At 68.8% G+C, this 22,166-nt stretch carries 18 protein-coding genes; 9 read left to right on the forward strand and 9 right to left on the reverse strand.

Going from position 1 to position 22,166, the window contains the following annotated elements; genetic code table 11:
* Positions 1-50: 50 nt before the first annotated feature.
* The 5 genes from FHR20_RS22375 to FHR20_RS22395 are packed head-to-tail and all read left to right on the forward strand — an operon-like array spanning position 51 to position 7,600.
* Positions 51-1,505: a tryptophan halogenase family protein gene (locus FHR20_RS22375; RefSeq protein ID WP_167301642.1), complete on the forward strand. Its 1,455-nt coding sequence runs from the start codon at positions 51-53 to the stop codon at positions 1,503-1,505.
* Entirely contained in the window at positions 1,502-2,923 is a 1,422-nt protein-coding gene (locus FHR20_RS22380; RefSeq protein ID WP_167301643.1) for a tryptophan 7-halogenase, read from the forward strand. The genes FHR20_RS22375 and FHR20_RS22380 overlap by 4 nt, the downstream gene beginning before the upstream one ends.
* Entirely contained in the window at positions 2,920-4,437 is a 1,518-nt protein-coding gene (locus FHR20_RS22385) for a tryptophan halogenase family protein (protein WP_167301644.1), read from the forward strand. Before FHR20_RS22380 ends, FHR20_RS22385 begins: the two co-directional genes overlap by 4 nt.
* Positions 4,434-5,939 (forward strand): tryptophan halogenase family protein, encoded by a 1,506-nt coding sequence (locus FHR20_RS22390; RefSeq protein ID WP_167301645.1) that lies wholly within the window; start codon positions 4,434-4,436, stop codon positions 5,937-5,939. The genes FHR20_RS22385 and FHR20_RS22390 overlap by 4 nt, the downstream gene beginning before the upstream one ends.
* On the forward strand, positions 5,936-7,600 hold the full coding sequence (locus FHR20_RS22395) for a glycoside hydrolase family 43 protein (RefSeq protein ID WP_167301646.1): 1,665 nt from the start codon (positions 5,936-5,938) through the stop codon (positions 7,598-7,600). The genes FHR20_RS22390 and FHR20_RS22395 overlap by 4 nt, the downstream gene beginning before the upstream one ends.
* Positions 7,601-7,644: 44 nt before the next feature.
* Here FHR20_RS22395 and FHR20_RS22400 read toward each other — a convergent pair whose 3' ends face one another.
* Complete coding sequence (locus FHR20_RS22400; RefSeq protein ID WP_167301647.1) at positions 7,645-10,035, reverse strand: glycoside hydrolase family 3 N-terminal domain-containing protein; 2,391 nt, start codon at positions 10,033-10,035, stop codon at positions 7,645-7,647.
* Between the two features lie 140 nt (positions 10,036-10,175).
* Between FHR20_RS22400 and FHR20_RS22405 the strand changes: the two genes are divergently transcribed.
* The 4 genes from FHR20_RS22405 (at position 10,176) to FHR20_RS22420 (ending at position 15,575) form a co-directional block, all read left to right on the forward strand.
* Positions 10,176-11,267 (forward strand): LacI family DNA-binding transcriptional regulator, encoded by a 1,092-nt coding sequence (locus FHR20_RS22405; protein WP_167301648.1) that lies wholly within the window; start codon positions 10,176-10,178, stop codon positions 11,265-11,267.
* 255 nt (positions 11,268-11,522) lie between these two features.
* A complete protein-coding gene (locus FHR20_RS22410) occupies positions 11,523-12,929 on the forward strand; it encodes a sugar porter family MFS transporter (RefSeq protein ID WP_167301649.1) in 1,407 nt (468 codons plus the stop codon).
* A gap of 149 nt (positions 12,930-13,078) precedes the next feature.
* The gene (locus tag FHR20_RS22415) at positions 13,079-14,854 is read left to right on the forward strand and encodes an IlvD/Edd family dehydratase (RefSeq protein WP_167301650.1); all 1,776 of its coding nucleotides are present in this window, start codon (positions 13,079-13,081) and stop codon (positions 14,852-14,854) included.
* 46 nt (positions 14,855-14,900) lie between these two features.
* Complete coding sequence (locus FHR20_RS22420) at positions 14,901-15,575, forward strand: GNAT family N-acetyltransferase (protein ID WP_167301651.1); 675 nt, start codon at positions 14,901-14,903, stop codon at positions 15,573-15,575.
* Between the two features lie 42 nt (positions 15,576-15,617).
* Here FHR20_RS22420 and FHR20_RS22425 read toward each other — a convergent pair whose 3' ends face one another.
* The 8 genes from FHR20_RS22425 to FHR20_RS22460 all read right to left on the reverse strand — a co-directional run.
* Positions 15,618-16,076 carry a MarR family winged helix-turn-helix transcriptional regulator gene (locus tag FHR20_RS22425; protein ID WP_167301652.1) on the reverse strand — a complete coding sequence of 153 codons (459 nt, stop codon included), beginning with the start codon at positions 16,074-16,076 and terminating at the stop codon, positions 15,618-15,620.
* A 73-nt stretch (positions 16,077-16,149) separates the two neighbouring features.
* Positions 16,150-17,037, reverse strand: coding sequence for an SMP-30/gluconolactonase/LRE family protein (locus FHR20_RS22430; RefSeq protein ID WP_208413822.1), 888 nt, complete (start codon positions 17,035-17,037; stop codon positions 16,150-16,152).
* 3 nt (positions 17,038-17,040) lie between these two features.
* On the reverse strand, positions 17,041-17,820 hold the full coding sequence (gene xylB / locus FHR20_RS22435) for a D-xylose 1-dehydrogenase (RefSeq protein WP_167301653.1): 780 nt from the start codon (positions 17,818-17,820) through the stop codon (positions 17,041-17,043).
* 66 nt (positions 17,821-17,886) lie between these two features.
* A complete protein-coding gene (locus FHR20_RS22440) occupies positions 17,887-19,011 on the reverse strand; it encodes a fumarylacetoacetate hydrolase family protein (protein WP_208413823.1) in 1,125 nt (374 codons plus the stop codon).
* An 81-nt stretch (positions 19,012-19,092) separates the two neighbouring features.
* Complete coding sequence (locus tag FHR20_RS22445; protein WP_167301654.1) at positions 19,093-19,770, reverse strand: nucleoside/nucleotide kinase family protein; 678 nt, start codon at positions 19,768-19,770, stop codon at positions 19,093-19,095.
* Positions 19,771-19,799: 29 nt separating this feature from the next.
* The gene (locus tag FHR20_RS22450) at positions 19,800-20,864 is read right to left on the reverse strand and encodes a helix-turn-helix domain-containing protein (protein ID WP_243857737.1); all 1,065 of its coding nucleotides are present in this window, start codon (positions 20,862-20,864) and stop codon (positions 19,800-19,802) included.
* 123 nt (positions 20,865-20,987) lie between these two features.
* The gene (locus tag FHR20_RS22455) at positions 20,988-21,503 is read right to left on the reverse strand and encodes a hypothetical protein (RefSeq protein ID WP_167301656.1); all 516 of its coding nucleotides are present in this window, start codon (positions 21,501-21,503) and stop codon (positions 20,988-20,990) included.
* 66 nt (positions 21,504-21,569) lie between these two features.
* A partial coding sequence (locus FHR20_RS22460; RefSeq protein WP_279589481.1) for a sigma factor-like helix-turn-helix DNA-binding protein occupies positions 21,570-22,166 on the reverse strand: 597 nt, incomplete at its 5' end.

Raw genomic sequence — 22,166 nt, forward strand, 5'->3', positions numbered from 1 at the left:
ATTTTGCGACGGGAGCGCTAACATTCGCGGCGGAGAGGGGCATCGCAAGCATGCTGGCAGGGCGCATACTCGTGGTCGGCGGGGGCACGGCGGGGTGGATGACCGCCGCGGCGCTGGCGCACAAGCTCGCCGGCACGCCTGCGCGGATCGTGCTGGTCGAATCGGCCGAGATCGGCACGGTCGGCGTCGGCGAGGCGACGATCCCGCACATCCGCCATTTCAACGCGACGCTCGGCATCGACGAGGCCGATTTCCTTGCCGCCACCAGGGGCACCTACAAGCTCGGCATCGAATTCGTGGACTGGGGCCGCAAGGGCGATTCCTATATCCATCCCTTCGCGGAATTCGGCGCGCCCATCGGCGGGGTGCCCTTCCACCAGCAATGGTGCGCCGCGCGCGGGGAAGCCGGGCCGTTCGAGGCATATTCGCTGCCGATCCAGGCCGCCCGCCGCGGGCGTTTCCGCCGGCCCGACGGCGATCCCTATAACTATGCCTATCAGTTCGATGCCGGCCTCTATGCGAAGTTCCTGCGCGGCTATTCGGAAGCGCGCGGCGTCGTCCGGCGCGAGGGCAAGGTGATCGATGTCGCGCGCGACGGCGAGAGCGGTTTCGTCCGTTCGGTCACGCTCGAAGGCGGCGAAGTGCTCGAAGCGGATCTGTTCGTCGACTGTTCGGGCTTTCGCGGCCTGCTGATCGAGCAGGCGCTCCACGCCGGCTACGAGGAATGGACGCACTGGCTGCCCTGCGACCGGGCGATCGCGCTGCCCTGCGCCAATGTCGGCCCGATCGCGCCGCTGACCCGCGCGACCGCGCAGGATGCCGGCTGGACCTGGCGGATCCCGCTCCAGCATCGCACCGGCAACGGCCATGTCTATGCAAGCGGCTTCACCAGCGACGAGGAGGCGCTGCGGACCTTGCTCGGCGCGATCGCCGCACCGCCGATGGCCGATCCCAACCGCCTTCGCTTCGTCGCCGGCAAGCGGCGCAGGCAATGGGTCGGCAATGTCGTCGCGATCGGCCTGTCCTCGGGCTTTCTCGAGCCGCTGGAATCGACCAGCATCCATCTGATCCAGCTGGCGATCGGCCGGCTGCTCGACCTTTTCCCCACCCGCGACTGGGACCCGCTCGACGCGGCCGAATTCAACCGGCTGATGGCGCTCGAATATGAGCGGGTCCGCGATTTCCTGATCCTGCACTATCATTGCACCGAGCGCGACGATTCCGAATTCTGGCGCCATTGCCGCACCATGCGCCTGCCGGATTCTCTCGCATACAAGCTCGCCTTGTTCCGCGAGCGCGGCGTGGTGGTCCAATATCGCGAGGGCACGTTCCTCGAGCCGAGCTGGCTCGCGGTCTATCTCGGCCAGCCTGTGACGCCGCGCCGCTGCGATCCGCGCGCGGGCGGAGCGGGCGCCGCTGCCGCCATGGCCGCGATGCGGGCCGGGATCGCCGCGACGGCCGAGGCGATGCCGGCGCACGAAGCCGCGCTGGGGATGCCGGCATGATCCGCGACATCGGCATCGTCGGCGGCGGCGTCGCCGGCTGGATGGCGGCGCTGGCACTCGTCCGGGCGCTCCCCGGCATCCGGGTCTCCCTGATCGAGACCGAGGGCCCGGACTGGAGCCTCGGCCCCTTCGGTCCCGCCGAGGCCAGCCTGCCGGATTTCCCCGCCTGGCTCGGCGATCACGGCGTCGACGAAGGGGCGCTCCTCCGTGCCGCGCGCGGCAGCTTCTCGCTCGGCACCGCCGTTTCCGGCTGGGCGGCGCGCGAGGCGGACTGGTTCCTGCCGTTCGGTACGATCGGGGCGCCGCTCGCCGGCATCGCCTTCCACCAACTCGCCGCCCGTATCCGCGAGACCGGCCGGGCGCTCCGCCTCGCCGATTTCTCGCTCGCCGCGGTCGCCGCCGCCGCGGGCCGTTTCGCGCGGCCGAGCCCGGATCCGCGCTCGATCCTGTCCAGCTATGGCTATGGCCTGCATCTGGATCGCGCCGGCCTGGCTGCCGCGCTGCGTGCCGCTTCCGGGCTGGAGCCGGCCGGTGAATTCAACCGCGCGATCGTCGACGGTGCCGTCACCGCCGTCGAGCTGCGCGACGGCAGCCGGGTGGTCGCCGATCTCTGGCTCGACTGCTCCGGCCCGGCCGCGCTGCTCGCCAGCCGGCTGGACCAAGGCTGGGAGGACTGGTCCGCCTGGCTTCCCTGCGACCGCGTCGTCGAGACCTGGATCCAGATGGAAGGCGTGCCGCCGCCCCACGCCCATGCCGGCGCCTTCGAGACCGGCTGGCAGCGCACCGTGCCGCTGGCGGGCGGGCAGGGCGGGGCGCTGTTCCATGCCGCCGCGCTGCTGCCCGATCAGCCCGGCGCCATCCCGCTCGCCCAGGGGCGCCGCGCGGCCGCCTGGACCGGCAATGTCGTTGCGCTTGGCGCCGCGGCCGTGCTGGTCGAGCCGCTCCATGGCTGGAACCTCGCGCTGCTCGCGAATGCACTGGCCCGGCTGATCGGCCTGCTCCCCGCCGCGCCGGGCGGTCCCGAGCCAGCCGAATATAGCCGCCTGGCCGCCGCAGAGGCCGATAGCGTCCGCGATTTCGCGATCCTCCACTACAAGACCAATGGCCGCACCGGCGAGGCATATTGGGATGCCGCCCGCGCCATGCCCGTCCCGGAGGCGCTCCGGCGCAAGCTCGATCTCCATGCGAGCCGGGGCCGCGTGCCACTGGAGGATGGGGAATTGCTCGGGGCGGACGACTGGATCGCCGCGCTCGACGGCCAGGGCGTGCGCCCGCGCCGTTACGATGCGCTTGCCGATGCCATGGCCGAGCCGCGGCTGCTCGACCATGCCGAGCGCGTCCGCACGCTGATCCTGGACGCCGTCCGCGCCATGCCTCATCACGGCGCCACGCTCCGCGCCGAAGGACTGATCGCATGACCGCTCCCGCGCCGATCCGCCGGATCGTCATCGTCGGGGGCGGCACCGCCGGCTGGATGGCGGCCGCCGCGCTCGCCCGGCTGATCCCCGCCGGCGTCTCGGTGACGCTGGTGGAGTCGGAGGAGATCGGCACGGTCGGCGTCGGCGAGGCGACGATCCCGCCGATCCGCAACTTCAACGCGCTGCTTGGCCTCGACGAGCGCGACTTCCTCAGCCGGACCCAGGGCACGATCAAGCTCGGCATCGCGTTCGTGGACTGGACGCGCGAGGGCCATCGCTATGTCCACCCCTTTGGCGAGTTCGGCTTCGATGTGGAGGGCGTGAAGTTCCACCAGATCTGGCGCAAGCTCCACGCCGAGGGCCGCGCCCGCGAGATCGACGCGTACAATGTCTGCGCGCTGGCGATGGCGGCGGGGCGCTATCAGCCCCCGGTCGCCGATCCCGGCTCGATCCTGTCGCGCATGGCCTATGCCTATCAGTTCGATGCTTCGCTCTATGCGAAATATCTGCGGGCCCATGCCGAGCGGCGCGGCGTCGTCCGGGTCGAGGGCAAGGTCGCGCAGGTCCCCCTGCGTGCCGGGGACGGCTTCATCGAGGCAGTGGTGCTCGAAGGGGATCGCCGCGTCGAAGGCGAGCTGTTCCTCGATTGCACCGGCTTCCGCGCGCTGCTGATCGAGCAGGCGCTGGGGGCCGGTTGGGAAAGCTGGGCGCACTGGCTGCAATGCGACCGCGCCGTCGCCGTGCCCAGCGCCAGCCCGGGCCCGGAGATCACGCCCTTCACGCGCAGCACGGCGCACCGGGCCGGCTGGCAATGGCGCATTCCGCTCCAGCACCGCGTCGGCAACGGCCATGTCTATTGCAGCGCCGATATCTCGGACGACGCGGCCTGCGAGACGCTGCTGGCGAACCTTGACGGCGCGCCGCTGCGCGATCCCTTCCTCCTCAGGTTCGAGGCCGGCCGCCGCAAGCGGGCCTGGCACCGGAACTGCGTCGCGCTCGGCCTGTCCTCCGGCTTTCTGGAGCCGCTGGAGTCCACGTCGATCCACCTGATCCAGTCGGGCATCCACAGGCTGATGGCCTTGCTCCCCGACAGCGGCTTCTCGCCCGTGGAGCGCGACGAATATAACCGGCTGACCGACGCGCAGATGGAGCAGGTCCGCGACTTCGTCATCCTGCACTACCACGCCAACGAACGGCAGGACGGCGATCTGTGGCGGCGAGTCCGCGAGATGGCGATCCCGGAGACGCTCAGGCGGAAGCTCGACCTGTTCCGCGGCCGCGGCCGCTTCTTCCGCCATGAGGACGAGCTGTTCGCCGAATCGAGCTGGATCGCAGTGCTGCTGGGGCAGGGCGTGATCCCGGCCGGCTGGGATCCGCTGGCCGACGGGCTCGACGAGAACAAGCTCGCCACCAGCTTCGAGCGCATCCACGAAATGTTCGCTCGCGCCGCCCGGGCAATGCCCCGACACGAGGAATGGCTCGCCCGCAACGCGCCCGCAGGGACAACCGCATGACCGATGACCGCAACATCCGCTCCATCCTCATCGTCGGCGGGGGCACCGCCGGCTGGATGACCGCCGCCACCTTCGCCCGTATCCTCGGCCCCGATTATGCGAAGATCACGCTGGTCGAGAGCGACGAGATCGGCATCATCGGCGTGGGCGAGGCGACCATTCCCCAGATGGCCACCTTCAACCGCATGCTCGGGCTCGACGAGGACCAGTTCGTCCGCGAGACCAAGGGCAGCTTCAAGCTCGGCATCCAGTTCGTGAACTGGGGGCGGATCGGGCATCGCTATTTCCATCCCTTCGGCCGCTACGGGCTCGACATGAAGGGGGTGTCCTTCCACGCCTATTATCTCCGCCTGCGCCAGCTGGGCGAGGCGCCGGACGTGGACGCATGGTCGCTCCAGGCGATGGCGGCGCGCGACGACAAGTTCATGCGCGGGATCGATGCGGGCAACTCGCCGCTCTCCGACATCGCCTATGCCTATCATTTCGATGCCGGCCTCTATGCCAGGTTCCTGCGCCGCTATGCCGAGGAACGCGGCGTGGTCCGCCGGGAAGGCAGGATCGTCGACGTGAAGCTGCGCGGCGAGGACGGCTTCGTCCAATCGGTGACGATGCAGGACGGCAGCGAGATCGCGGCCGACCTGTTCGTCGACTGCTCGGGCTTTCGCGGCCTGATCATCGAGCAGGCACTGAAGGCGGGCTATACCGACTGGTCGCAATATCTTCCCTGCAACCGCGCCATCGCCGTGCCCTGCGCCAGCGTCGATGCCTGGACGCCCTATACCCGCTCGACCGCCCATGCGGCCGGCTGGCAGTGGCGCATCCCGCTCCAGCACCGGATCGGCAACGGCCATGTCTTCTCCTCGAACCATATGTCCGACGACGAGGCGACCGCGATCCTGATGGCCAATCTCGACGGGGAGCCGCTCGCCGATCCGCGCACCGTTCCCTTCACCACCGGCCATCGCAATCGGATGTGGGTGAAGAACTGCGTCGCCCTGGGCCTGGCGGGCGGCTTCCTCGAGCCGCTGGAGAGCACGTCGATCTGGCTGATCCAGTCGGGCCTGTCGCGCTTCCTGACGATGTTCCCGGACCGCGACTTCAACCAGGCCGACATCGACCGGTACAACCGGATCATGCAGACCGACTATGAGGAGATCCGCGACTTCCTCGTCCTCCACTATCACGCGACCGAGCGCACCGATTCTCCCTTCTGGGACTATTGCCGCACGATGGAGATCCCCGAGCGGCTGGCCGAGAAGATGCGCGTGTTCCGCAGCCATGGCCGCGCATTCCGCGAGAATGAGGAGCTGTTCAACGACACCAGCTGGTTCGCGGTGATGCTGGGCCAGCTGATCGAGCCCGCGTCGCACGATCCGGTGGCGGACGTGATGCTCCTCGACGAGACGCGCGCGCGCCTCGCCCATATCCGCGAGGCCGTCGCCAACAGTGCCGACTATATGCCGAAACACCGCGACTTCATCCGGGAGCATTGCGCCGCATGAGAAACCCTTCGACTGCCTTCGCCGCGCTGCTCCTGGCCGCCCCCGCCGCCGCGCAGCCGGTCGCGACCTTTCCGTCCTTCCAGTATAGCGGCAAGGACGCGCCCGACGGCGTGCCGCTGCGGCCCGGCGCATATCGCAACCCGATCCTCAGGGGCTTCTATCCCGATCCCAGCGTCACGCGGGTAGGGGAGGATTTCTACCTGGTCACTTCCACCTTTGGCTGGTTCCCCGGCATCCCGGTCTTCCACAGCCGCGACCTGGTGAACTGGACACAGATCGGCAATGCGATCGATCGGCCCGGCATGCTCGATTTCAAGCGGCTCGGCCTTTCGCGCGGTGTCTTCGCGCCCTCGATCCAGGCGCGGGACGGCGTCTTCTACCTCCTCAACACCTGCGTCGATTGCGGCGGCAATTTCCTGCTCACCGCGCGGAACCCCGCTGGCCCCTGGTCCGATCCGGTCTGGCTGCCCGACCTGGAGGGCGGCATCGATCCCTCGATGTTCTTCGACGACGACGGCCGGACCTGGGTGGTAAATAACGGGCCGCCCGAGGGCACGCCGCTCTATCCCGGCCACCGCGCAATCTGGGTGCAGGAATTCGACCGCAAGGCGCTGAAGACCTTCGGCCCGCGCAAGGTGCTGGTGAACGGCGGGATCGATCTGGCAAGGAAGCCGATCTGGATCGAGGGGCCGCACATCTTCAGGAAGGACGGCTGGTATTATCTCAGCTGCGCCGAGGGCGGCACCGCCGAGGGGCACAGCCAGGTGATCCTGCGGGCGAAGAGCGTCACCGGTCCTTACGCGGCGTGGAGCGGCAACCCGATCCTCACCCAGCGCGATCTGCCGCGCGATCGCCCGAACCCGATCACCTCCGCCGGCCATGCCCAGCTCGTCACCACGCCCGACGGCAAATGGTGGGCGACCTTCCTCGCCGTGCGGCCGTACGAAGGCGATTTCTATACTACCGGGCGCGAGACCTTCCTGCTGCCGGTGGAATGGAAGGACGGCTGGCCGGTGATCCTGCCGCCCGCCACGCCGATCCCCTGGTCGCATGCCCGCCCGGCGCTGCCCGCCGGCAAGGCGCCGGTCCCGACTTCGGGCGCGTTCACGATCCGCGACGATTTCCGCGGCAAGCTCCCGTCCTACTGGATGATGCTGCGCAACCCGCGCGAGGACTGGTATCGCACCGGTGCCGCCGGCCTGATGCTCGAGGCGCGGCCCGTCGGCCTGGGAGACAATGGCAATCCGTCGTTCCTTGCCCGCCGCCAGCAGCACGTCGATGCCGTCGCCGAGACGGTGGTGCGGTTCGTCCCCGAAAGGGACGGGGACCGCGCCGGCCTCGCCGTCCTGCAGAACGACGATTACTGGTTCTTCGTCGGGAAGAAGCGCGTCGCCGGCAAGGACGTGATCACTCTCGACCAGCGCGAAGGGCCCAACGCCCCGAAGCCCGGCAGGACGCTGGCCACCGCGCCGGCGCCCACCGGTCCGGTCCGCCTGCGCATCGCGGTGCAGGGCCGCAGCTACGCCTTCAGCTATGCTGCCCCCGGTGCCAAGCCGGTGTGGAAGCATCTCGGCAAGGTCGAGACCGACAGCCTGACGACCAAGGTCGCCGGTGGCTTTGTCGGCTCGGTGTTCGGGGTCTTTGCGGGGCGGGGGGAATGACCCCTATCCCTCTCCCGCAGGCGGGAGAGGGTTGCGTTGAAACGTCACCGCACCGTCAGGGTCGCGCTCTTCAGGTCCACCGAATTCGGCCCGGCCGAGATGGTGAAGGTTCCCGGCTCCACCACGCGCTTCATCTGCACGTTCCACAGCGACAGGTCCTGGGGCGTCAGCTCGAAGGACACGGTCTTCCTCTCGCCGGGCTGGAGCGTCACGCGCTGGAAGCGCTTCAGCTCGATCAGCGGCCGGGTCACGCTCGCCTCGTCGTCGCGCACATAGAGCTGGACGACTTCGTCCCCGGCGCGCTTGCCGGTGTTGGCCACGTCCACCTTCACCGTCACCTTGTCCGAGACCCCGATCGTGCCCGTGCCCAGCACCGGCGCACCCATCTCGAAGGTCGAATAGGAAAGGCCATAGCCGAACGGATAGAGCGGCGTCGTGTCGCCGAACAGATAGCCGCGCCGCGCGGTCGGCTTGCGGTTATAGTAGATCGGCAGCTGGCCCACGCCGCGCGCGATCGACACGGGCAGCTTGCCGCCCGGGTTGAAGCGGCCGAACACCACGTCGGCCAGCGCGTTGCCGGTCTGCTCGCCCAGATACCAGCCCTCGATCAGCGCCGGTGCCTTTTCGGCGAGATAATTGACCGCATAGGGCCGGCCGTTGAGCAGGATCACCACCACCGGCTTGCCCAGCGCGAAGATCTCCTTCGCCAGCTGGTCCTGGGGCCCGGGCAGGTCGAGCGTGTCGCTGTCGCCCAGATGCTCGTCGGCCCAGGCCTCGCGGCTCAGCGCCTCGTTGCCGCCCAGCACCATCACCACGACATCGGCATCCTTCGCCGCCGCCACCGCATCGGCGCGCAGCCTGGCGTTCGTCGCGGCATCGGTGAGGGTCACCTTGTCCTGTGCCCAGACGCGCCCTTCGGTCAGCCGCACGCCTTCCGAATAATCGACCTGGAACTTGCCCTTGCCCTCGGCCTGCATGGCCTCCAGCACCGAGACCACATGGTTCGGCACGTCCGAATAGCCGCCGATCGGCGTGTCCCTGGCGTGCGTGCCGATCACCGCCATCCGCTTGATGCCGGCGGCGTCGAGCGGGAGCAGTCCGTTCGCGTTCTTGAGGAGGACGACGGACTCCCGCGCCGCCTGGCGGGCCAGGGCGATCGCCTCGGGCGTATTGGTCCGTTTGGCGGCCAGCTTCGCGTCCGCATAGGGATTCTCGAACAGCCCGCCCTCGAACTTCATCTCGAGCACGCGGCGCACCGCATTGTCGATCTGGCCCTGGCTCACCTTGCCCTCGCGGACCAGCTGCACCAGGAAGTTGAAACCTTCGCCGTCGGGAGTCTCGACGTCGACGCCCGCATCGATCGCGCGGGCGCCGGCGTCCTTCACGTCCTTGAACATCCTGTGCCGGGTCACGAGCTCGCGGATCGCGAAATAATCGCTCACCACCGCGCCCTTGAAGCCCCATTCGCCGCGCAGCACGTCATGCAGCAGCCATTTGTTGGCGTGGCTGGGGATGCCGTCGATCTCGTTGTAGCTGGCCATCACCGCGCGCACCGGCAGCTGCGTAACCGCGCTTTCGAAGGGCGGGAAGAAATCCTCGCGCAGCGTGCGCTCGCCCAGCGAGGCGGGGCCGACATTGGTGCCGTTGTCCGGCTGGCCATGCCCGGTCATGTGCTTCAGCGTGACGAACACCTTGTCCCGGGCCAGCGGCAGCGTGGTGCCCTGGAAGCCGCGGATCGCCGCCAGTCCCATTTCCGAGACGAGATAGGGGTCCTCGCCATAGGTCTCCTCGATGCGGCCCCAGCGCGGGTCGCGCGCCACGTCGACCACCGGGGCCAGCACCAGATTGGCGCCGCGCGCCCGCGCCTCGGCGGCGGCGACCGAGAATATCTTCTCGAGCAGGCCCGGATTCCAGGTGGAGGCGAGGGCGATCGACTGGGGGAAGCTGGTCGCGCCGGGGGCGACCAGCCCGTGCAGCGCCTCCTCGTGCATGATCATCGGGATGCCGAGCCGGGTCCTCTCCATCGACCATTTCTGTGCGGCGTTGATATAGGTCGCGGTCTCCACCGGGCCGCGATTGGCCGCCACATCGGCACCGGCATTGGCGGTGCCCGCCGCCACGCCCTTGCGGTCCGACGGGCGCGAGATCATGCCCAGGCCGTTGGGGAAGGCGGCGCTCGCCTTCGCCGGATCGAAATCGCCCGCCGGCGTCTGGATCGCGTCCTTCTTCAGCCAGATCGCGACCAGCTGGGCGACCTTCTCCTCCAGCGTCATCCGGCCGAGCAGGTCCTCGACGCGGGCATCGATCGGCTGGCCGGCTTCCTTGTAGAGCGGGCGCTCCGCCTTGGCGGTCTGGGCGTGCGCCGCGGGGGCGATAACGGGAGTCAGCGCCGTGGCGGCGATGGCAAGCGCGGCGATGCGGCGGAAATTGCGCACGTTCCTCTCCTCTGGGTCGCGGCGCTCGGGCGCCGGCTTCGTTGATCTATGGTAGCGCTATCACTATCAGCGGGAATCCGTAGCGGTCAACCGGGTCACGCCGATTGCATTTACGCTAATCGCGGCATATCCCCGAAACGATGAGCAGACCCAGCCGCAGAAGCCGAGGCACGGTCACCGTACAGGACGTCGCGCGCGCCGCCGGCGTTTCCGCGATGACGGTCTCGCGCGTGGTCAACGGCGGATCCAATGTCAGGGAAACCACCCGCCAGGCGGTTCTCGAGGCGATCGCGACGTTGAACTATTCGCCCAACAGCGCGGCGCGCAGCCTCGCGGCGGGCGAGGCGACCCAGATCGGCCTGCTCTATTCGAACCCGTCCGCGGCCTATCTCTCGCAATTCCTGATCGGCGCGCTCGCCGCCGCGAGGCGGGCCGGCTGCCACCTGGTGCTCGAGGCCTGCGAAGGCGAGCGGGCGGACGAGCAGGCCGAGGCGACGCGCCAGTTCGCCTCCACCAGCGTGGAAGGCGTGATCCTGCCGCCGCCGCTATCCGAAGCCGCGCCGGTCCGCGCCGAGCTGGAGACGGCCGGCATCCCCTGGGTCTCGGTCGCGATGGGGCTGCCGCCCGAGCGCAGCCTCAACGTGCGGATCGACGATGCCGCCGCCGCCGCCGCGATGACCCGGCACCTGATCGATCTCGGCCATCGCCGGATCGGCTTCATCCGCGGCAACCCCAACCAGACCAGCTCCGCCGAGCGCCATCGCGGCTTCGTGGAAGCGGTCGAGGCCGCCGGGCTCGACGTGAAGGCGATGCCGGTGGAGCAGGGCTATTTCACCTTCCGCTCGGGGATCGTCGCGGCCGAGCGGCTGCTCGACCGCAAGGATCCGCCGACCGCGATCTTCGCCTCGAACGACGACATGGCCGCGGCTGCGGTGGGCGTCGCGCACCGGCGCGGGCTGCACGTGCCGCAGGACATCAGCATCGTCGGCTTCGACGACACGTCGCTCGCCACCACCATGTGGCCCGAGCTCACCACCGTCCGCCAGCCGATCGCCGCGATGGCGGAGAGCGCGCTGACGCTGCTGCTCGCCCGGCTGCGGGCCCACCGCGCCGGCACCACCGACAAGCTGGAGGAGCAGGTGCTCGACCACGAGCTGATCCTGCGCGAATCCTCCGGCCCGCCGCCCGGCGCCGCGCGCCCGCCGGCGGCGGGGAAGAAGAGCTGGCGCTAGGCCACTCCCGTCCCCGCCATTCGTCATCCCTGCGCAGGCGGGGATCCAGAGCCGTGTGCGAGACGGTCGGAGAAACCCTGGGCCCCGCATGACGATATTGGGGGGGCTTGGCCCCCGGCCCAAACAGGTCCAGCATGACAACGTGGGACAGAGTCGCCCGGCGGAAGCAACCCTACTTGCTTTTCCCCTCGGATAGCGCCACCGTTACCGCTAACAATTCGCCCCGGACGGGGCGCGATGGAGGGGATAGAGCGAATGAATGATGCGGCGCAAAGGGCCAATATGGGCCTGATCGGCGCCATCGTCGCGGTGGCGACGATCGGCGGACTGCTCTTCGGCTATGACAGCGGCGCGGTGAACGGCACGCAGGACGGCTTGCGGGCGGCATTCGCGCTGGACGACTGGTGGCTCGGCTTCACCGTCGGCTCGCTGCTGATCGGCTGCTTCATCGGCGCCTTCTTCGCCGGCACGCTCGCCGATTCGATGGGCCGCCGCAACGTGATGCGCCTGGCCGCCCTGCTCTTCCTCGGCGGCGCGATCGTCCAGGGCATTTCGCACGACCATCTCATCTTCCTGATCGCCCGCCTGTGCGGCGGCATGGCGGTGGGTGCGGCTTCGGTGCTGTCGCCCGCCTATATCTCCGAAGTCGCCCCCGCCAGCATCCGCGGCCGGATGACGACGGTGCAGCAGATCATGATCATCTCCGGCCTCACCGCCGCGTTCGTGGTGAATTATTTCGTCGCCCAGGCGGCGGGCAATTCGCTCAACGAGCTTGGCGGGATCGAGGCGTGGCGCTGGATGTACCTCGCCCAGGCGGTGCCTGCCGCGGTATTCCTCGTCGCCCTGTTCTTCATCCCTGAGAGCCCGCGCTACCTCGTCGCCAAGGGCCGCAACCCCGAGGCGCTGAAGGTGCTGACCAGCCTGTTCGGCGCCACGGACGGCGCGCTCAAGCTCGCCGAGATCCAGGCCAGCTTCTCGAGCGACCATCGTCCGCGCCTGGCCGATGTGCTCGCGCCGAACGGCGGCTTTCTCGGCATCCGCCCGATCGTCTGGGCCGGCCTGCTGCTCGCGGTGTTCCAGCAGCTCGTCGGCATCAACGTGATCTTCTATTATGGCGAGACGCTGTGGCAGCTCGCCGGCTTCAAGCAGAGCGATGCGCTGCTGATCAACATCATCTCGGGCGCGGTCTCGATCGCCGCCTGCTTCGTGACGATCGCGGTGATCGACCGGATCGGCCGCAAGCCGCTGCTGCTGATCGGTTCGGCCGGCATGGCGGCCACGCTGTTCGTGATGGTCTTCGCCTTCAGCCAGGGCACGCTCGACACGAACGGCAAGCTGGTGCTGTCGAGCGATCTCGGCATGGTCGCCGTGATCGCGGCCAATCTCTACGTGATCTTCTTCAACGTCAGCTGGGGCCCGGTGATGTGGGTGATGCTCGGCGAGATGTTCCCGAACCAGATCCGCGGCTCGGCGCTGGCGGTGTGCGGTTTCGCCCAGTGGTTCGCCAACTATTTGATCGCGCAGACCTTCCCGTGGATGGCCTCGCAGAGCCTCGCCGGCAGCTATGTCTTCTACGGCGTCTGCGCGGTGATCAGCTTCTTCCTGGTCCAGAAGTTCATCCACGAGACCAAGGGCAAGGAACTGGAGGCGATGGAGGGGTGAGTTCGCAATTCCTCTCCGGCACGGGGAGGGGGACCAGCCGAAGGCTGGTGGAGGGGGCTCTCCACCAGCCACGTCCTTCGAGGAGAGCCCCCTCCACCACCGCGTCGCGGCGGTCCCCCTCCCCGTGCCGGGGAGGATGAAGAGGAAATATGACCCGCACCCCCGTCCGCCCCTTCCGCTCGCGCGAATGGTTCGCCGCGCCGGGCCGCGCCGACATGGCGGCGCTCTATCTCGAGCGCTTCATGAACTACGGCATCACGCCGGAGGAACTGACGAGCGGCAAGCCGATCATCGGCATCGCCCAGTCGGGGTCCGACATCGCGCCGTGCAACCGCATCCATCTGGAGACGGTGAAGCGCGCCCGCGCCGGCATCCTCGCGGCGGGCGGCGTGCCGATGGAATTCCCGCTCCACCCGATCTTCGAGAATTGCCGCCGTCCCACTGCGGCGCTGGACCGCAACCTAGCCTATCTCGGCCTGGTCGAGATCCTCAACGGCTATCCCATCGACGCGGTGATCCTCACCACCGGCTGCGACAAGACCACGCCCTCGTCGCTGATGGCGGCCTCCACCGTCGATATTCCGGCGATCGTCCTGTCGGGCGGCCCGATGCTCGACGGCTGGCACGAAGGCGAGCTGGTCGGCTCGGGCACCGTCATCTGGCGGTCGCGCCGCAAGATGGCCGCGGGCGAGATCGACGAGGCCGAGTTCCTCCGCCGCGCGATGGAGAGCGCCCCCAGCTCGGGGCATTGCAACACCATGGGCACCGCCTCGACGATGAACAGCATCGCGGAAGGGCTCGGCATGTCGCTGCCCGGCTGCGCGATGATCCCGGCGCCCTATCGCGAGCGCGGCCAGATGGCGTACGAGACCGGCAAGCGCATCGTCGAGATGGCCTATGAGGATCTCCGCCCCTCGAAGATCCTGACGCGCGCGAGCTTCCTCAATGCGATCCGGCTGCTCACCGCGATCGGCGGCTCGACCAACGCCCAGCCGCATCTCGACGCGATGGCGCGGCATGCGGGCATCGCGATCACGCCGGACGACTGGCGCGCAGGCTATGACCTGCCGCTCGTCGTCAACATGCAGCCCGCCGGCCAATATCTCTCCGAGCGCTTCCACCGCGCCGGCGGCATCCCGGCCGTGCTCGCCGAGATGCTCGCCAATGGCGCGCTCGACGGCGGGGTGATGACCTGCACCGGCAGGACGCTCGCAGAGAATATCGCCGACAGCCATGTCGGCGATCGCGACGTCATCTTCGCATGGGACAAGCCGCTCAAGGAGAAGGCCGGGTTCCTCGTCCTGTCGGGCAATTTGTTCGACATGGCGATCATGAAGACCAGCGTGATCGGCGAGGATTTCCGCGCCCGCTATCTTTCGCGTCCGGGGCATGAAGGCGTGTTCGAGGGCCGCGCGATCGTGTTCGACGGCTCGGACGATTATCACCACAACATCAACGATCCGGCGCTGGGCATCGACGAGAACTGCATCCTCGTCATCCGCGGCTCGGGCCCGATCGGCTGGCCCGGTTCGGCGGAAGTGGTCAACATGCAGCCGCCGGATCACCTGATCCAGCGAGGCATCATGAGCCTGCCGACGCTGGGCGACGGCCGCCAGTCGGGCACGTCCGACAGCCCCTCGATCCTCAACGCCTCGCCGGAGAGCGCGGCGGGCGGGGGGCTGGCCTGGCTGCGCACCGGCGACACGATCTGCATCGATCTGAACGCCGGCACCTGCGATGCGCTGGTCGCGCCGGACGAGATCGCGCGCCGCAAGGCCGAGCCGGCCCCGCCGATCCCGGAGAGCAACACGCCCTGGGAGGAGCTCTATCGCGAGAAGGTGGGCCAGCTGGGCGAGGGCGGCGTCCTCGATTTCGCGCTGAAATACCGGCGGACGAGCGAGAAGGTGCCGAGGCACAATCATTAGTCGCAAATCCTCCCCCTCCGGGGGAGGATTAGGCTAAGCCACTCCCATGCATCCGCTCGACAATCCCGCCTGGGCCGCGCTCTGCACCAGCCAGAAGCATCTCGCGCGCGGCCAGGGCCTGGCGCTCCGCTACGACCAGGATTATGCGACCTTCGCCACCGCGGTTGGCCATAATTACGAGCCGCTGGTGATGCTCGGTGCGCTGGTCGCCGCCACCGGCCCGGCGATCGTCATCGAGAAGGACCCGCTGCCCCCGGTCCCGGGCACGATGGTCCGGAAGCACCGCATGGGCGTCCAGATGCTTGCCGAGGCCCCGATGCCGGCCGATCCGGATTTCGCCTTCGAGGAACTGGGTGATGCCGATGCGGCTCAGATGCTGGCGCTCGCGACGCTGACCGAGCCCGGCCCCTTCTTCGCCCGCACCCACCGGCTCGGCCGCTTCATCGGCGTCCGTCGCGAAGGCCGGCTGATCGCGATGGCCGGCGAGCGGATGCGGACGCTTGGGTTCGCCGAAGTGAGCGGGGTCTGCACCCACCCCGATTTCCGCGGCCTCGGCCTTGCCGGCAGGCTGATGCGCGCGGTCGCCGCCCGCATCGTGGAGCAAGGCGATATACCCTTCCTGCACGCCTATGCGGACAATGCATCGGCAATCGCCCTGTACGAGCGCCTCGGCTATCGCCACCGGATCGACGTCAACGTGACGGTGTTGGCGCCGGCTTAGGGAAGACCTTGATTTCGTTCGTCGTCCTCCGCGCAGGAGAGCTCAGTCGCTGCCGGGCTCGCCGCTACGGCCGATGTCGATTAGCGCCGCGAGCACTTCGCGGGCATGGCGGATCTTCTCCGCGCCCACCCATGCGGCCAGCTCGGCATCGATCGCCATGCGTGCGGCGATCTGTATGTCGGCGGCGGCGCGGCCGCGCTCGGTCAGCGTCACGGTCAGCCGGCGCCGGTCGGCGGGATCGACCTGTCGGTCGAGATAGCCGCGCAGCACCAGCGCATCCACCAGCTGGCCTGCCGCCTGCTTGCTCACGCGCAGCTCCCGGATGATCTGGGAAAGCGGCGCTTCGCCCAGCGCCAGCGCGCCGATCACATAGAGCCCGTTGCCGGGGATATCGTCATAGCCGCCCTCCGCCAGTGCTGCGCGCATCGCAGCGCCATAGGTGTGGCGCGCGTGGCGCAGCAGCGCGGGCAGGGGGATCTGGATGGCGGGTTCGTCGGGCATGTGAGTCGTTTACAGTCAATTCACATGATAGTCAATATAATTGACTATATGGCCGCCCAACAGGGCCCCGGAATCAGGCGCCTTCGCGGATCAATGTCCCCGCCACCCCCGGCACTGCGACGCGGAAGGCGAACAGGTCGCCCGCATGGGGGTTCGCCGCCTTCTCCGCGGGGGAGAGGTGCTTGTTGGCGGTGGTCGCATAGACGGTCTTGAGGTCGGGTCCGCCAAAGGCGATCTTGGTGATCGCGTCGACGGGAAATCGCACGGTCTCCAGCAATTGCCCGCCAGGGGCATAGCGGCGCACCGCCGATCCCTTGTACAGCCCCACCCACAGGCAACCCTCGGCATCCGTGGTCGGCCCGTCGGGATAGCCCTGTTCGTTGGGGATACGGGCGAATTCGCGCCGGTTGGCCAGGCTGCCGTCCGCGGCCAGGTCGCAGGCATGGATCACGCCGCCCAGCGTATCGATATGGTAGAGCGTCCGCCCGTCGGGGCTCACCGCCGGGCCGTTGGTGATCGAGACGAAGGGGCTCGCGGCGATGCAGCGGCCGTCCGCCGCCAGCCGGTAGATCGCGCCCGTATCGGCTGCCTCGCTGTCGTCCATCGTGCCGAACCACAGCCGGCCGGCGGGATCGACGGTGGCGTCGTTCATCCGGTTGCCCGGCCGTTCCGGCTCGGGATCGACCAGGGGGGTGAAGCTGCCGTCGGCGGGGTCGAAGCGGGCGAGCCCGGTCTGCAGCCCCGCCACGAACCCGCCGCTTGCCGCCGGCAGGACGAAGCCCAGCTGGCCGGGCGCGGCCCAGCTGCGCCTGTCGCCCGTCGCGGGATCATAGCGATGGACCCGATGGCCCTTGATGTCGACGAACCACAGGGCTGCGTCGCGCGCCACCCAGACGGGCCCTTCGAGCAGCGGCGCGGCGAGCGACCAGACACTCGCAGGTGCCGAGGTCACCACGCCCATGGTTCAGCGCCAGCCCGCGTCGACGAAATATTCGTGGCCGGTGATCAGCCGCGCATCGTCCGAGGCGAGGAACAGCGCCATCGCCGCGATGTCGTCGGGCACCAGCCGGCCCTTCAGGCACTGGGCCTTGACGATCTCGGCCTCGCCCTCGGGCGTGTACCATTTCATCTGGCGCGGGGTCTTCACATTGCCCGGCACGATGCAGACCGAGCGGATGTTGTCGGGGCCCAGTTCGCGCGCGAAGCTGCGGGTCAGGCCCTCGATCCCGGCCTTGGCGGTCTGGTAGAGCGTCAGCTCCTCCAGCGCGAGGTGCCAGGAGATCGAGCCCAGGTTGATGATCACGCCGGCGCCCTTGGCCTTCATCCCCGGGATCACTGCCTGGGCGCAGAAGAACAAGTGCCTCAGGTTCACGTTGAGCCGGTTTTCCCAATATTCTTCCGTGACTTCCTCGATCCTGTGGCGATCGTCGTTCGCGGCGTTGTTCACCAATATGTCGAAGCTGCCATGATCCTCGATCAGCTGCGCGATCCGGGCCCTGGCGCCGGCCACGTCGATCAGGTCGACATGCTCGTAGACCGGCGGCTGCCCCAGGCCGGCAAGGCCGGCGATCAGCGCCTGCGACTCCGCATCGGCGATGTCGAAGAAGGTGACGTCGCAGCCCTGGCGGACAAAGCCCTCGACCATGCCGGCGCCGATGCCGGAGCCGCCGCCGGTGATCAGCACGCGCTTGCCCTTCAGGCTCGGATAGAGGGCGCGCTGATCGCGAGTGAGCGGCACGTGCATGGGATCAGCTTCCGACATGAGAATAGGGTACCCTGGAATAGCGTTTAATTTGTCCGAGTAAATTGCTCACAGCAGGCCGCGGCCCGCCAGGTTGCGCATCAGCTCGCGGATGCCGAAGGTCCAGGGCGGGGCGGCCTTGGAAGTGGTGACCCGATTGGCAAGCGTGCCAAGCTTCGGGCTCGCGATGCGCACCAGGTCGCCGTCCTTGTGCGTGAAGCCGCGGCCCGGATGGTCGCGGTCTTGGATCGGGGCGAACAGCGTGCCCAGGAACAGCGCGAAGCCGTCCGGATATTGGTGCTCGCTAAGCGCCTGGCGGACCAGCTCGGTGGGGTCGCGGCTGATCTGGCTCATCTTGTTGGTGCCCTCGAGGCGATAGCCTTCGGGCCCGTCGATGACGAGGTCGATCTCGGCGGCGCGGACATCGTCCATCGTGAAGCCGTCGTCGAACAGGCGGATGAACGGCCCGAGCGCGGTCGAGGCGTTGTTGTCCTTGGCCTTGCCCAGCAGCAGGGCGCTGCGCCCCTCGAAGTCGCGCAGGTTGACGTCGTTGCCCAGCGTCGCGCCCCGCGGCGTGCCGTGCCGGTCGACGATCAGCACCACTTCGGGCTCGGGATTGTTCCAGTCGCTGTCCGAACGCACGCCGATGTCCGCGCCCCAGCCCACCGCGGAGAGCACGGGGGCCTTGGTGAACACCTCGGCATCGGGGCCGATCGCGACTTCGAGATATTGCGACCACATGCCCGCTTCGATCAGCGCCGCCTTGAGGCTCGCCGCCTCGGGCGTGCCGGGGGCGACCGCGCGGATGCCCGAGCCGATCCTGGCCTCCAGGTCGTCGCGGATCGCCACCGCCTTGTCGGCATCGCCGCGCGCGCGTTCCTCGATCACCCGCTCGATCGCCGAGAGGGCGAAGGTCACGCCGCAGGCCTTGACGCATTGCAGGTCGATCGGAGCGAGCAGGACGGGGCCGTCATCGCTGCCAATGTCGGACACGGCACCGATGTCGACGCCGGCCACCGCCGCCGGATCGGCATGGTCGAGCAAGTCGGATATCGTCGCCGCGCTGGCCGATACGTCAAGGATCCGGCCGCCGCGCAGGATCACGGGGCTGGGCCCCGCTTCCGTCAGGATACGGCCAACCAGAATCGCCTTGGCATGATCGACAGGCAGCACTTCCGCCGGAGACGCTTTCAAATCCTCTCGCCCCAATATCTGCTTTTGATAGCGCTACCATGCGGCGCCGCGGGGTGGGCTGTCAAGCCGGTCGCGCCGCTTTCAGCCTTGTTGCGGAACCGCTTCCAGAAGCGCGACTATCTCGCCGACGATCTCGGCCGGCGGGCGCATCGTGCCGTTGCTGCTGGCATGCACCATCTGCCAGGGGCCGAGCAGGCCGGCCGCCACGATCGACTCGTAATTGCCGCGCACGCGCTGCTGGAGCGCGACATCGGCTTCATATTCGTCGAAGCTCTTGCTCGTATAGCTGCGCTCGGCCTTTTGCAGGATCAGCGCGCGGGCGAGCTCCCAGGGCGTGTTCAGATAGATCGAGAGGGCGGGAATGGGCAGGGCGAACTGGCCGGTCTCGAGCGCCAGGATCCATTCCATCAGCGCGCGGCTCTCCTCCGCCGGCACGCGCGCGCCCTGATAGGCCATGTTCGAGGCGACATAGCGGTCGAAGATCAGCACGTCGTGCGCCGCGGCTGCGGCGAGGATCTGCTCGCGCCACTCGAACCGGTCGAGCGCATAGAGAGTCGCGGCGGCATGGGGCCCCACCGGCACGGGCATGTCCCCGGCCAGGTAGCGGCCGATGGTCACGCCGGCGACGGTCTCGCCATAGCGCGGGAAGCCGATCACCGTGGCGGTCTTGCCCGCTGCCTGGAGCGTTTCGCAGAGCAGCTTCGACGTAGTGTTCTTGCCGACGCCGTCGGCGCCTTCGATCGCGACGATGATCCCCATGGCAGGGCGCCCTAGCACGGGCGCCGCGATCAGAGGAAGACGGCAGAGACGATCGCGGCCAGGCGGGCCGGATCGCAATCGTCGAGCGATACTTCCATGTCGGGATTGATGCTGTAGCCGATCATCCGCCCGTCCCGGCCCGAAGCGACCGAGAGCAGCCGCCAGCCCTCCTCCTCGCGCAACGCGGCGATGCCGCCGGGCACGGGCAGGCGATCGGGATCGGCGACCACGATCGCCTGGGCGGGCAGGCCGCCGCCCAGCGTCGCGCGGCAAACCTTCAGGCCGAAGGCGCGCGGCCCCGCGATATGCGGCGCCTCCACGGTCCTGCCGGTCGGCTGGTCGCCGATCAGGCCATGGGGCAGGGGGGCGCCGAAGACGGGCAGCAAGCGTATCGCAGTCACGGGCGCGCCGGGAAGCGGCAGCAGGGCCGCCGTCGCGGCGACGGCCGGCGCGGGCGCTTCCTCGCGCAGCGCCGCCAGGAGTTCGGCAACGCGCTCGCGCGTGCGGGAGATCCGGGTCTCGGGATTGGCGATCGTGGCCAGAAAGCTGTCGAGCACGCCGGCGGCGCGGCGCTTCTCCACTTCGGCGCGCAACGCGGGCTCGTCGGCAACGCCGAACAGCGCGAACAGCGCGCGTTGCACGGCGGAGTTCCAGCGGCCGAACGGCTTCTGGGCGTTTTCCACACGCGAAAGATTGACCGGCGGCAGGCCGTAGTCGCGCTCGATCATGGCGATGGTCAGCGCGGGATCGAGCGTGCGGCGCGCGCGCAGCGCGGCACCGAGCAGCACGGCGAACCGCTCTTCCTTCAGGTCGATCTGGGCGCCGTCGCTGAACGGCTCGGCCCAGGCGGCGATGTCGAAATCGGCGGCATCGATGTCGAGCAGCAGCTCGGCCGGGGCAATGCCGAGCGCGGCGGCGACGCGGCGCAGCTCGTCCGCGCGCGCGACGACTTCCCCGCGTTCGATCTTCGAAAGACGAATATAGGGGATTTCCGGAATCCTCGCCGAGAGGCGGAGCAGTTTGGCAAAGCCATGCCGCTGCCGCTGCTCGCGCACCCGGTTCGGAAAGACAATTGCACGATAGAAGTCGATCATGGGTTCGCCTGCGGGTCCCGCCCGCATCTTACCCTTGCCGTTCGCGCTTGCCATGACCGATCCCCTCGATTCTGAGGGTATCTTGAAGCAATTCAAGGATAATACAAGGTAAACGGCATTCCGTTAGTGGAATGAACCCGCCGCCTGGGCCCCCGTCAGCAGCCCGCACGGCCCGGCCGGATCAAGGTCGAGGATCATCGCCAGCGTGCTTTCGCCGGTGGCGTGGCGAAGCAGCCAGCCCTCGGCCGAAGGCGCGGGATGATCCGGGGCGAAGGCCACGCCGGTCCCGTCGGTGATCGCGCCCAGCGCGCCCGGCGGCGTCGGCCAGCGGCCGGCGAGATAGTCGAGCAGTGCCGCCGCGGCATCTTGCAGCGCACCCTCGTCGCTATCCTCCGGGCAGAAGGCATCGGGCGTGGCCGAGATGATCGCCACCCGCCGGAAATCGCGCCGGCGCCACCAGAGCAGGTGGATCTGGCCGTCGGCGGTCGCTTCCAGGCCGAGGATCAGCTCGCTGCCGGCCGGCAGCAACGGGCGCGCCAGTCGCGCCACGTCCTGCGCGAGTGCGGTCAGGCGGCGATTGGGGCGCGGCAGCGAACCGGGGAAATCCTCGGTGCCATGCCAGTCGAAATTGCGATGCATCGGTTCCTCCGGCCCTCTCGGGAGCATTATAGGATATGGCGGGACGCGCTCGGCGTTCCGATGCGATCAGTGGAGCGAAGCGCTCGACGGAGCCGGGGCGACCGCGAGCTGGACCGCTTCGACGCGCTCCGATTGCTCGGCGGCGGCCGTCGTGGCGGCGGGCGAGAGCGTGCTCGGGTCGACGGCGCGGACGCTGGCCAGGCGATTGTGCGGCAGGCTGGCGTCGGGAAGGATCGGCGTGGTGCGCGCGGCCGGGGCGGGGCGGCGCTTGGGGGCGCCCGGCTGGCCATATTCGGCCATCACGGCGAAGCGCGGGTCGTTCGCCGCGATCTCGGCGATCGCCTTGGCGGCGCGCTTGGTGATCTGGCGGACGCGCTCCTTGGTCACGCCGGTTTCGAGCGACAGGTCGTCGAGCGTGGCGGTCTGGAACACGCGGCGCTCGACGATCTCGCGATCGCGGCTCAGCTTGGCTTCGAGCTTCTCCAGCTCGGTGGGGTCGATGCCATGGGTGGCCGAGCGCAGGCGCGGCCCCTCCGTGCGGCGCAGCGCGGCCTCGGCGCGCTTCGGGCGCGGCCGGCGGCGCAGTGCCTCGATGCCGACCTTGCGGAGCTGGTCGACATAGGCGTCGATGAGCTGGGAGACGGCGCCCTCGGCGAGATAGTC

The sequence above is a fragment of the Sphingomonas leidyi genome (assembly GCF_011761945.1).
Taxonomy (GTDB): domain Bacteria; phylum Pseudomonadota; class Alphaproteobacteria; order Sphingomonadales; family Sphingomonadaceae; genus Sphingomonas; species Sphingomonas leidyi.

Bases quoted from the DNA above. Each gene is read 5' to 3' on its own strand.
- FHR20_RS22375 (WP_167301642.1), top strand. From the start codon at position 51: ATGCTGGCAGGGCGCATACTCGTGGTCGGCGGGGGCACGGCGGGGTGG.
- FHR20_RS22380 (WP_167301643.1), top strand. From the start codon at position 1,502: ATGATCCGCGACATCGGCATCGTCGGCGGCGGCGTCGCCGGCTGGATG.
- FHR20_RS22385 (WP_167301644.1), top strand. From the start codon at position 2,920: ATGACCGCTCCCGCGCCGATCCGCCGGATCGTCATCGTCGGGGGCGGC.
- FHR20_RS22390 (WP_167301645.1), top strand. From the start codon at position 4,434: ATGACCGATGACCGCAACATCCGCTCCATCCTCATCGTCGGCGGGGGC.
- FHR20_RS22395 (WP_167301646.1), top strand. From the start codon at position 5,936: ATGAGAAACCCTTCGACTGCCTTCGCCGCGCTGCTCCTGGCCGCCCCC.
- FHR20_RS22405 (WP_167301648.1), top strand. From the start codon at position 10,176: ATGAGCAGACCCAGCCGCAGAAGCCGAGGCACGGTCACCGTACAGGAC.
- FHR20_RS22410 (WP_167301649.1), top strand. From the start codon at position 11,523: ATGAATGATGCGGCGCAAAGGGCCAATATGGGCCTGATCGGCGCCATC.
- FHR20_RS22415 (WP_167301650.1), top strand. From the start codon at position 13,079: ATGACCCGCACCCCCGTCCGCCCCTTCCGCTCGCGCGAATGGTTCGCC.
- FHR20_RS22420 (WP_167301651.1), top strand. From the start codon at position 14,901: ATGCATCCGCTCGACAATCCCGCCTGGGCCGCGCTCTGCACCAGCCAG.
- FHR20_RS22425 (WP_167301652.1), bottom strand. From the start codon at position 16,076: ATGCCCGACGAACCCGCCATCCAGATCCCCCTGCCCGCGCTGCTGCGC.
- FHR20_RS22430 (WP_208413822.1), bottom strand. From the start codon at position 17,037: ATGGGCGTGGTGACCTCGGCACCTGCGAGTGTCTGGTCGCTCGCCGCG.
- xylB (WP_167301653.1), bottom strand. From the start codon at position 17,820: ATGCACGTGCCGCTCACTCGCGATCAGCGCGCCCTCTATCCGAGCCTG.
- FHR20_RS22445 (WP_167301654.1), bottom strand. From the start codon at position 19,770: ATGGGGATCATCGTCGCGATCGAAGGCGCCGACGGCGTCGGCAAGAAC.
- FHR20_RS22450 (WP_243857737.1), bottom strand. From the start codon at position 20,864: ATGATCGACTTCTATCGTGCAATTGTCTTTCCGAACCGGGTGCGCGAG.
- FHR20_RS22455 (WP_167301656.1), bottom strand. From the start codon at position 21,503: ATGCATCGCAATTTCGACTGGCATGGCACCGAGGATTTCCCCGGTTCG.